Source organism: Flavobacterium zhairuonense, from assembly GCF_004352915.1.
In the GTDB taxonomy this organism is placed as follows: domain Bacteria; phylum Bacteroidota; class Bacteroidia; order Flavobacteriales; family Flavobacteriaceae; genus Flavobacterium; species Flavobacterium zhairuonense.
In genome coordinates this window covers 21,587-33,685 of record NZ_SJSY01000059.1, presented here as the reverse complement: position 1 = coordinate 33,685, position 12,099 = coordinate 21,587, and the positions used below count along the sequence as shown (strand labels likewise).

4 protein-coding genes are annotated in these 12,099 nt (G+C 36.1%); all 4 read left to right on the top strand.

Features of this window, described 5'->3' with window-relative positions:
• Positions 1-120 precede the first annotated feature (120 nt).
• The 4 genes from EYY60_RS01405 to EYY60_RS01390 all read left to right on the top strand — a co-directional run bounded on the left by EYY60_RS01405 (position 121) and on the right by EYY60_RS01390 (position 12,027).
• A complete protein-coding gene (locus EYY60_RS01405) occupies positions 121-3,048 on the top strand; it encodes a triple tyrosine motif-containing protein (RefSeq protein ID WP_132987624.1) in 2,928 nt (975 codons plus the stop codon).
• A 434-nt stretch (positions 3,049-3,482) separates the two neighbouring features.
• Complete coding sequence (locus EYY60_RS01400; RefSeq protein WP_132987623.1) at positions 3,483-7,439, top strand: family 16 glycosylhydrolase; 3,957 nt, start codon at positions 3,483-3,485, stop codon at positions 7,437-7,439.
• Positions 7,440-7,554: 115 nt separating this feature from the next.
• Positions 7,555-10,209 (top strand): beta-1,3-glucanase family protein, encoded by a 2,655-nt coding sequence (locus EYY60_RS01395; RefSeq protein WP_235832264.1) that lies wholly within the window; start codon positions 7,555-7,557, stop codon positions 10,207-10,209.
• 177 nt (positions 10,210-10,386) lie between these two features.
• Complete coding sequence (locus EYY60_RS01390; RefSeq protein WP_132987622.1) at positions 10,387-12,027, top strand: glycosyl hydrolase family 18 protein; 1,641 nt, start codon at positions 10,387-10,389, stop codon at positions 12,025-12,027.
• Positions 12,028-12,099: the final 72 nt, after the last annotated feature.

Sequence of the window (12,099 nt, the reverse complement as noted above, 5' to 3'; positions counted from 1 at the left end):
TGTTATTTGTACATTTAATATTGAATGTTTTTTGCCTAAAGAAAAATGACTTCTCCCAAAGAGTTATTTTGAAATTGTGATGTTCAAAAATCACAAAATAACCTACAGACAGAAACAAAAATGACGAAATTTATAAGAATTTTAATTTTATCGACATTATTCATTTCTCCAGTTTTAAATGCACAGATTAAAAAAATTGGAGTTCCTTTTATAATTAATTATAATCCGAAAACGTATAAAGCCGCTTCTGAAAACTGGGATGTCTTGCAAGATTCTAAAGGAATGATGTTTTTTGCCAATCATTTTGGAATTATGCAGTTTGACGGCGTTCGTTGGAGCATCGTTACACAACCGGAAAATAGGAGTATGGTTCGCTCGCTTGCTATCGATAAAAAAGATAAAATGTATGTTGGCGCTCAGGGCGATTTTGGTTACGCGATTCAATTGCCAAATGGGCAATATCAATATACATCTTTAGTAAAATTACTTCCGGAATCGGCTCGGAATTTTGGTGATGTTATACACACCATTATTCGAAATAGTGAAGTGATTTTTTTCTCTTATGAAGAAATTTTTATTTACAAAAACAATAAAATCAAGGTTTTAAAGTCTAAAGAAAAATTTGATGATTTTTTTGAAGTCAATAAAGAAATCTATATTTCTCATAGTACTAAAGGTTTATTGAAATTAAAAGATGATAAATTAATTTCGATTACAAATGGAGAGAAGTTTGCCGGAATGAAAATCAGGAAAATCTTTGAAACTCAAAAAGGTCTTTTGCTTTTTACGCAAAAAAATGGACTTTTAATTTTTAAAGACAATCAGTTAAAGCCTTTTGTGACAGAAGCAGACCATGTTTTGAAACAAAATCAAATTTCTACAGGCATTCAGCTTTCTGATGGATATTTCGGAATTGGAACTCGACAATCAGGGTTGATAGTCATAGATGGTTCGGGACGTTTGATTCAGCATATCAACAAACAAATGGGGTTACAGAATGATTATGTAACCAATTTAAAGATTGATAAAGAAGGCAATTTGTGGGTTACGCTTAAGGAAGGAATTTCGCTGATTCAGATTTCTTCGCCATTGTCTAGAATTTTAGATGCTTCAAATGCAGAAACTAAAATATACTGTAGCCAGATTTATCAGGACAAATTGTATATCGCAACAGACAACGGCTTGTTTTGGATGAATTGGCAGTCTTATAAAAACGGAAAACACGAAAACGCGAACTTTCAGCACGTTTCTGGAATGTCTGAAAATGTTTGGAATATTGGTGTTTTTGGAAACTCTCTTTTGGCTTTTGAGAAAAATGGAATCTTTGAAGTTTCCGGTAATGCAGCAAAATTATTGGCAAAAGTGGATGGCGCGTGGAAAGGAATTTTAGTTCCTAATCAACCTGATTTATTGCTTGTTGGCGGTTATAACGGAATGTATCTTCTCAAAAAAATAAATAATTCGTGGATTTATCAAAATAAAATAAAAGGTTTTGAAGAAAGTAGCCGAGTTATAGAAACGGATAAAAACGGCGATTTTTGGATTGCCCACGGATACAAAGGAATCTATAAAATTCACTTTAATAAGACATTCGATACGGTTTCAAAAGTTGAGTTTTACAATGATAAAAATGGATTTCCATCAAGTTTGTTTTTGAATACATTTAAAATCAATAACCAGATTCTTTTTGGAACAACCAAAGGAGTGTACAAGCAAGATTCACATTCGAAGAAAATGATTCCCGAGCCCGTTTTTAAGAAATATCTCGGGCTTGAAAGTCATATACGTCTTCTAAAGTCTGATAATCAGAATAATATATGGTACATTTCTGGGGAAAATACCGGGAAAATGACAAAAAAGCCAAACGGAAGTTTTGAGGTTGAAGAACTTCCTTTTAGAAAACTTCGTTATTCATATGTTCCGGGTTTTGAGAATATTCAAACGACAACGAGCGGTGATGTATTTTTTGGAACACAAGATGGTTTAATTCATTACAATGCCATTAAAACCAAGAAATACAAAACGAAATATAAAGCGGTAATTTCAGAAGTGAAATGTATTTTTCCGAAAGACAGTTTGATATTTTCAAGTCGTTACGATGTGCTTCCGAATAAAACAAAAGAAGCAGGAGAAAAGATTTCGCATGTTTTATCACATTCCAATAATGCTTTACACTTTTCTTTTTCATCACTTTTTTACGATGAAGCCGATGCAACAAAATACGAATACTGGCTGGAAGGTTTTGAACCCAAATGGTCAGATTACAGTTTACAAACCGAAAAAGAATATACAAATTTGCCTGAAAAAGAATATGTTTTTCACGTAAGGGCAAAAAATATATATGATGTCGTCAGCGAAGAAGCAGTTTTCCGTTTTGAAGTTTTACCGCCTTGGTACAGAACGATCTGGGCTTATATTTTGTATTTTATACTTTATTGTGTTGTCATTTATTTGATTATTAAATATCAAAAATCTGTAGCAGAGCATGATCGTCAACAATTGATTCTGAATCAGGAAAAAGAATTATTGCGCGCCCGTGCGGAACTTAACGAACAGCGATTGAATTTGGAACAGGAAAACATGGCCATTGTTCGGGAAAATCTCGAAGCAACGATCAATCTTAAAAATGCCAAAGTTGCTTCTAATACTGTGAATCTTATTCATTTAAATGAAATTTTGCTTTCGATAAAAGAATTAATCGGGCAAATGGATAAGAAAAACGATCCAAATGTGAATTTTAGTTTATTGACCAAAATAAATAAACTAATCGATCACGAATTGCAGGGAGACAAGCACTGGAACGAATTTGAAGAAATCTTCAATCAGTTGCATGATAATTTTATGCAGAGGATGAAAACAACTTATCCGGAACTGACTCCTCGCGATATGCGATTGTGTGCTTACTTGCGAATGAACTTCAATACAAAAGAAATTGCCCCGCTTTTAGGAATTTCTGTTCGTGGAGTTGAAGATACTCGATACAGAATTCGAAAAAAACTACAGCTTCCTTCGGATGCAAATATCACAGAATTCATTCTAAATTTCTAGAAAATCATTTAAACACATAGAGACATAGTTTTACTTTATCTACAGAAAAGGCGTTTTACTAGTTAAATACACATAGCTATGTGTGAAAGCGAGCTTTTTTTTATAATCTCAGATAAGAAGCAAGAAGAAAATCTATGTTTCTATGTGTTTAAAATTTTTCACGGCTTTAAAATCTGTGGAAGATATTTTACAAGCATTGCGATTAAGAATAACTTCTAAAAAACGGGATTTCAACCCGTAAGTAATATCCTAAGTAGTTTTACGCGTTTTTTCTTCATTTTTTTTAAATCACCGTAGTCAAACCGTACTCAAAAATGTAAGTCTAGCCTGATTTATTTGGTAATATTGTCGGATTATTATTAAGATAATGACCTGTTTACTGCAAAACGGGTTTTTATTACGGTAATACGCTTTACTAACAAAAAACTAAAAAAATGAAACAAAATGACTCTTTTTTCGGCCGACCACCGAAAGACAATTTCTATTATTTTAAGCAATTTTTGGCTGTAGCACTATTTGTGTTGCTGCCATTTTTAAAAGTTCAGGCACAATGTAAAACATTGGTTTGGTCTGATGAATTTAATGGCACTACTGTCGATTTAACTAAATGGCAGAGTATTTCAGGAAACGGTTGCCCTTCGCTTTGCGGATTCGGAAATGCTGAAGCGCAGCGTTACGATCCAAATCAGGCGACAATTGTAAAAGAAGGTGCAAACAGTTACTTAAACATCGAGGCTAAATACCAGCCAAACGGATCATTTCCAGATCAGCCTTACGCTTCTTCAAAATTAACTACAGAAGGAAAGTATTCGCTTAAATACGGTAGAGTAGAAGCGCGTATGAAGTTATCAAACGGACAAGGCGCATGGCCGGCATTTTGGATGCTTCCGGTTAACGGAAACTGGCCATATACTGGTGAAATTGATATTATGGAAGCCAAACACAGAAATCCACAATCTGTAGATGGAACCATTCATTACGACGGAAACGGATATCATTTTACAGGAAGAAGCTACAGTTCTCCAACAGATTTATCTTCTGATTTTCACGTTTATGCAGTGGAATGGGGACCAAATTTTATTAAATGGTATGTTGATGATGTTTTATTTCACACGGCAACTCCAAATACCACAGTAAACGGAGGATGGCCTTTTAACGATAGTCAGTTTTATATTATTTTGAATCTGGCTGTTGGTAGCGCTGGAACGCCTTATACAAGTGTAAATGGTGCAGGAGTGGCACCAATTCCAACTGATTTCCCTGCAAAATTACAAGTGGATTACGTTCGTGTTTATGACGGAAGTTATAAATATGCAGTTGCAGGTGATGCAAAAGTGTATCAAAACGAAACTAACAAAACGTATTCGATAAATGCTATTGCAGGCGCAACTTATAATTGGACAGTTCCTTCGGGAGCTACAATTACGGCTGGGCAAGGAACAAATGCTGTAACAGTAAATTGGGGAACTACAGGCGGAGATGTTTCGGTAACGACAACAACTTCTGGTTGTACTGCTAATATCTATAAATTGGCTGTAACGACTGAAGCTGCAATTCCGGTAGAGAAAATTCAGGAAGATTTTCAAACGAACCGAAATGTTGTTTACGGAAACAAAACGGGAGTTTTAACAGAAGCGATTGCTAATCCATCTGCAACCGGAATTAATACTTCGACTTTGGTTGGAAGATACGTTCGTAATTCTTCTGAATTATACGATGTTTTCAATATCAAAAATATCGTAATCAGCAATGCAAATGATTATGTGTCAGGAAGAAAAAGAATCTCTTTTGATTTGTATACTTCGGCACCGGTTGGAACAAAAATTTCTATGCAGTTAGAAAATAGTAATGTTACAACGGCTACTAATTATCCGTCAGGAAGACATAGCGGTTACAAAGCGATAACTACAGTTCAGAATAAATGGGAAACGATAGAATTTGAATTTGAGAAGATAATCGACCCAAATACAAGTGCTTTGACGATTAATAATGTGGCTTTACTTTTTGAATCGAATTCAAATTCGGGGGCGACGTATTATTATGATAATCTGTTGACAAGAGCTACTCCAGAAAAGCCAATTGTTGCCACAGATGTATTGCAGAACTACGACGGCATCAACAAAATTATAAAAGGAACTACTACGGGAACTTATACTGTTGTAGCAAATCCGGGTTCAAATTCGGTTAACTCTTCTGCAAATGTGGCGAAATATGTTAGAAATGTTACGGAACAATACGATGTACTTTTCTTTAATACCCAAACTTCAATCGAAGATGCCGGTTTATTCAAAAATCAAACTAATAAAATCATGATTGATGTTTATACAACGGCTCCTGTTGGAACAGTTGTTAGCATGAATTTTGAAAACAGTGCGACTTCGCTTCCGGCAAATTATCCAACGGGAAGAAATAGTAATTATGTAGCGATTACAACGAAACAAAATCAATGGGAAACGCTGACTTTCTACTACAATTCAAGTCCAGATGCAGGAACTTCGAATTTGGCAATTAACCAAATGGTTTTATTATTCAATTCAGGTTCTTACACAAGCGATACGTATTATATTGATAATATCAGAATTGGAGCAACAAAACTTCCAGATACTTACACGCCTGGAGTTGTTTACGAAGATTATCAAACGGTTCACAATATTACATTTAGAGACGCTATCGGAACTTATACTGCGAACGTTGCAAATCCAAGCGCAACGGGAATCAACACTTCATCAAACGTTGGAAGATACGTTCGTAAGTCAACAGAATTGTATGATAATTTCTCATTCAATACGACTTTAACCAATATTGGAGATTTTAAAGCCGGAACTAAAAAATTCGCTATGGATGTTTATACATCTGCTCCGGTTGGATCCATTATTTCGTGGCAGGCAGAAAGCAGCGCTTCGGTTCCGTCAAATTATCCTGTTGGAAGACATAGTATTTATCAGGGAGTTGTAAAACAAACGAATACTTGGCATACCGTAACTTTTACCTATGTAAGTACGCCAGACGCTTCGACTGCAGATAACGAAGTAAACCGTTTTGTTTTCTTATACGAGCCGGGAACAAATTCTGGAAACACATATTATTTTGATAATCTTAGAGCTTTGAATTTAGTTTCTACAGAAACTCCAGCAGGATTACCTTCGCCATGGGTTAGCACCGATTTGGGTGCGGTAACGCCAGCAGGTGAAGCGACACATTCTAGCGGAACTTTCACTATTAAAGGTTCAGGAACTGATATTTGGGATACAAGCGATCAATTTCAATTTGTTAACCAATCCATTACTGGCGATGCTGAAATTATTGCTAAAGTTAATTCACTAACTAATACAAATACTTATGCAAAAGCTGGAGTAATGTTCCGTGAAACGCTTACACCAACTTCCAAACATGCGATGACGGATGTTACGCCAGCTGCAGGAGTTGAATTTTTATCAAGAAATGCTACGTCAGGAGTAACAGTAGCCGATGTTGCTGCAGGAACAGCTCCAAAATGGGTTCGTATGGTACGTTCAGGAGATGTATTTACTTCTTATACTTCTGATAACGGTACGACATGGACACAGCTTGGAACTCCAAAAACAATTACAATGGCCAACACTATTTACGTTGGAATGGCGGTTACGTCTCACGCAAACGGAACCTTAGGAACGGGTGTTTTCAGCGACGTTATCGTTCGAAATATTACACCAAATCCGAATGTGAATTTAGCTTTATCAAAAACTGCAACGGCTTCCACAGAAGAAAATCCGACTTTATCAGCTAGTAAAGCAACTGATGGAGACGGAACAGTTTCAAGATGGGCGAGTTCTTTTGCCAATGCTACAGAATGGATTTATGTTGATTTGGGAAGTAATTATAACTTGAATCGCGTGGTTTTAAAATGGGAAGCAGCTTATGCAACGCAATATAAAGTTCAGCTTTCTACAGATAATGTTTTCACAGAAAATGAAACTATCAATACACAAACAGCCAGCGACGGAGGAACAGATGATTTAACTGTAAGTGGAACTGGTAGATACCTAAGAATTTTATGTACTGCAAAAGCTTTAACTCCTTACGGATATTCATTGTATGAAATCGAAGCTTACGGATCTGCTTCTGCCGCTAAAAAAGCGAATGTTACAGTTGAAGGAAGTGCGCCGGAAAATGTTGTTTTTGCCATTTATCCAAATCCGGCAGACGACTATATTCAAGTTGCAATTCCTGAAAATTTAGACAACAAAATCATCACGATTTATGACAATTCAGGAGCGCTGATTCTTCAGAATAATTTAGAAAAAGAAGCTAATGGAAGCGTAATTGATTTGAGCCGACTGAGAGAAGGAATTTATATTCTGAATTTCAAATCAGATCAAAAAAGTTGGACTAAAAAGCTAATTAAGAAATAATTAAAAACAAGTTGGGTGTGATGATCCTAAATAGTTACACCCAATTTTTTACACATTTTATTTTCTCATTCTTACTAATTAGAAACAAATTTTTATTAATCAAAAAATCTAAACAATGAGAAATTTTAAGTTACAAAAGAAGTATTTTTTAGCAGTAATGCTGACATTCCTATCTGTTTTAATGTACGGACAAGGCGCTATTCCTTTTACTATTAGTAATAATTCGACTTTCGCCGACAGCGATTTGTATGTAGCAATTGTTGGAATTGATTATACAACTGGAAACCATGTTTGGGTAAATGCCAAAACAAGCCAGGTTTTGCCAATGAGCGCTTCTTATAACACAGTTACAGGACCAACTTACGGCGGAAATACCGGACCGGGACAAAACTCAAAATATGCGGCGTGTTTTACAAAGCTGAGCGAAATTCCGAATAAAACCTTCACATTGCCTTTAATTGCAGGTTGCAGGGTTTTTATTTCTAAAGGCTCACAATTGTATTTCTACTTTTTTGGTGCAAATGGAGCGCCGTCAGGATATGCTTCTCCAAATCCGCAGAATGCAACTGATCCGAATCAGGGAATTTTATATGAAATGATCGAATTGACTAATAATCAATATGGTTTCTTCGGAAATCCAACACGTGTAGATTCCTATAAATATCCAATGGGATTGGAATTATTTGGTGCAAACGGTTACCAAAAGAAAGTTGGAGATTTAAAAAAACATGCCGATATCGTTGCGGCTTTTAAAGCGAATGTTCCAGCAGAATTTCAAGGCTGTGTAAACGATGCAACAGGAGAAATTACAGCTCCGTCTAAAACACCAGCTTATGCACCAGGAGGACCATACGAAAACTACTTAAAATCGTATATCGATGCGATTTGGAATAAATACAAAAATGAAGATTTGATTTTTTATGCCGGAGATGCCGGAGTTTTTAAAGGAAGAGTTATTGGTGAACAACTTGAAATGGTTGGACAATCGGGAGGATTTGTAGGTCGTACTGGAAGAGTTCAATACAGACCAAGTACGCAGGAAGCTCTTGAAGGAAAAGGTGTTTTGGACAGAAGATTGGTCGATGGAGATTTAGATCTTGTTATTCAGGCTCAATTAACAGCGGCAATTAACCGACATGTTGTAAATACGACAACAGCAAATCCGGGGCAGCAAAACTGGTACGACGCTTCTAAATATTATCAGGTAAACCCAACAAACCATTATTCTAAATTCTGGCATCTACCGGGAATTAATGTTGATAATCTGGCTTACGGTTTTGCTTATGATGATGTTGCTGATCAGTCGCCATCGCTTCATTCGCCACAGCCAACCAAAGTTATTGCTACTTTTGGAGGTTACTACGGACTTACGACGCCTTCAGTGCCGGCTTCGACAGATGTTATTACAGTTTATAAAGATTGTAACTACACAGGTTTTTCAGGTGGATTAACTATTGGAGATTATAATTTAGCTCGCTTAAATTCTTTAGGAGTTTTAAATGATGATATTTCTTCATTAAAAATCACTCAAGGATATCAGGCAATTTTATACCAAGATGATAATTTTGGCGGCGCTTCAACCGTAATCAATTCTGATAATTCTTGTTTAAACGCAACATGGAATGATAAAGTTAGTTCGATTAGAGTTATTGCAAACGGAACAACAACTTTAGGAAATCAGACTTTCTTCCTTCAAAACAGAAACAGCGGTTTGTATATGGATGTTTGGAACTCCAGCATGTCAAACGGTGCAGGAATCAATCAAGGTGCTTTGAATTCTGGAAACAACCAAAAATTTACTTTCACGCATTTAAGTGACGGAATGTATAAAATCATTGCTAACCACAGCGGTATGTCAATGGATATTAATAATTTCAATAAAGCCAATGGCGCAAGAGTAGAGCAGTATCCATACAATGCTACAACAAATCAACAGTTTATTTTAGTTTCTACAGGAGATGGTTATTACAAAATTGTAGCGCGTCATAGCGGCAGAATTGTTGAAGTTGCCGGAGCAAGTACAGCTTCTGGAGCCATTGTTCAGCAATGGGATAACAACAACCAAACTTGTGGACAATGGAAATTAATTCCGGCTATAAGTGCTCAAACTTCAGTTTTAATTCAGGCCGAAGATTATTCGGCAATGAGCGGAATCCAGGTTGAAGCTACTACAGATACTGGAGGCGGATCAAATGTTGGTTATACCGAAACTGGCGATTGGTTAGCCTATAACAGCATCAATTTCCCAACAACAGGTTCATATTTAATTGAATACCGAGTGGCAAGTGCTGTTAACGGCGGGCGATTGTCTTCTGACTTAAATGCAGGAGCAATTCTTTTAGGAAATGTTGATATTCCAAATACTGGAGGATGGCAAAACTGGCAAACAGTTTCGCAAACAGTAAATGTAAATGCAGGAACGTACAATTTCGGAATCTACATTCAGAATACCGGAATGAACATCAACTGGATAAAAATTACAAAAACAGGTTCAACAGCTAAAACTGCTTTAGCAAAAGCTCCAGAAGAAGAAGCTCCAGTAGAAACAGTTTTAAATATTTATCCAAGTCCGGTTGAAAATACGCTTTATGTAACTACAGATCTTTCTGGAGGAAGTGCAAAAATTGTCGATTCACAAACGGGATCTACTGTTGCATCTCAAAAAATCAGTAATAATAGTTTTGATGTTTCGCATTTGCGACAAGGAATCTATTTTATTGTTTTTGAAAAAGGTGGAAAACAGACGATCAAGCGTTTCATAAAAAAATAGTTTTAAAAACTGATTTCAGGCTTTGGATTTTTAGATATAATGGAGTAGTGTTAGTTCTGCGAAATTAGATTGGATAGCAAATAAATCGGATCTAAAGTTTAAAGTCTGAAATCTAAAAAAATAACTCAATAACCGTCCCAACATTTATGAGTTTATTAATCTATTAAAACAATTATTATGAAAAACAATTACCGAAGAATGCTGCAGAAATGCATGATTATTTTATTGTTGAGTGCTTTTAATTTAGTGACAGCTCAGCAGAAAAAAGTTATAGCCTACATTCCAAACTGGATAGATTTGAACGCCTTTTCAAGTACAATTCAGTACAGTAAATTAACGCACATTAATATTGCGTTCGAAAATCCTGATGCGAATGGATATCTAACTTTTAATTCCGGAAGCAATGCTATTATTAATGCCGCACATGCGCAAAACATTAAAGTTTTTGTTTCACTTGGAGGAGGTTCTGTTTCTGAAGGCGGAGCAATTCGTGACAATTATTTTAATTTAATTACCCCAGCCAACAGAACGGCTTTTATTCAAAAACTCTATGATTATGTTGTGGCTCACAACTTTGATGGAATCGATGTAGATTTAGAAGGTCCGGCAATCAATGGCGATTACGGCGGATTTGTTATTGCCTTGGCTAATAAATTGCATGCCAATGGTAAATTGATCTCAGCAGCGCTTTCAGAAGGATATGGTGGTGCAAATGTACCTTCATCTACTTTTGCGGCTTATGACTGGATCAATATCATGGCTTATGATGCAACAGGACCTTGGGCACCAAATAATCCGGGTCAGCATTCTCCATATAGTATGGCTGTAAATCAGTTTAATTATTGGACAGGAAGAGGATTGCCTGCAAGTAAAGCTATCATCGGATTGCCTTTTTATGGATATGGTTTTGGAGCATCTGCAAATCAAGGAATTTCTTATGCTAATATCGTAGCGCAATATCCGGGAGCAGAAAATCAGGATCAGGTTGGAAACACAATTTATTATAACGGAATTCCAACCATTAAAGCAAAAACAACTTTTGCAATTCAAAACGCAGGTGGCGTTATGATTTGGGAATTATCTCAGGACGCAACAGGTTCTAAATCATTACTAACCGCAATCAATCAAGTAATTACCGGAAGCAATCCTCCGGGAACAGGAACTTTAATTCAGGCTGAGAGTTACAATACAATGAGCGGTGTTCAAACAGAAGCAACTACTGATACTGGTGGCGGATTAAACGTTGGATATTGCGATACAGGAGACTGGATGGCGTATTACAACGTAAACTTCCCAACTTCAGGAAACTATGTTATTGAATATAGAGTGGCAAGTGCTGTAAACGGTGCCAGAATTTCATCTGATTTAAATGCTGGAAGTATTCAGCTTGGAGCGGTGAATGTACCAAATACAGGAGGATGGCAAAACTGGCAGACCATTTCTCAAACTGTAAATGTAAATGCAGGAACATATAACTTCGGAATCTATATTCAAGCTTCAGGAGCCAATATCAACTGGTTTAGAATTACGAAATCGGCATCAGCTTTAGCTGCAAAATCTGCTGCACCAACGGCTGAAACTCCTACAGATATTGCGAGCGTAACTATTTACCCAAATCCAACAGCAGATACACTTTTCTTTAGTTCAGAAGTTTCCGGAGCAAATGTAAGTGTTATCAATTCTGAAGGTGGTGCAACAGTTTCTTCTCAAACTGTAAATAATAACAGCATCAATGTTGCTAATTTAAAAAGCGGAATTTACTTGATTTCATTGGAGAAAGATGGAATCAAAACAGTAAGACGTTTTATTAAAAAATAATAATCCATTCGCCATAATGGTTTTATATACATTAAATTTTAGGTTTTAATGTTAAAGGCTGTCAGAAATGAC

What these genes read in the sequence shown, in the direction of transcription:
- EYY60_RS01405 (WP_132987624.1), top strand. Translation starts at nt 121, where the DNA reads ATGACGAAATTTATAAGAATTTTAATTTTATCGACATTATTCATTTCT.
- EYY60_RS01400 (WP_132987623.1), top strand. Translation starts at nt 3,483, where the DNA reads ATGAAACAAAATGACTCTTTTTTCGGCCGACCACCGAAAGACAATTTC.
- EYY60_RS01395 (WP_235832264.1), top strand. Translation starts at nt 7,555, where the DNA reads ATGAGAAATTTTAAGTTACAAAAGAAGTATTTTTTAGCAGTAATGCTG.
- EYY60_RS01390 (WP_132987622.1), top strand. Translation starts at nt 10,387, where the DNA reads ATGAAAAACAATTACCGAAGAATGCTGCAGAAATGCATGATTATTTTA.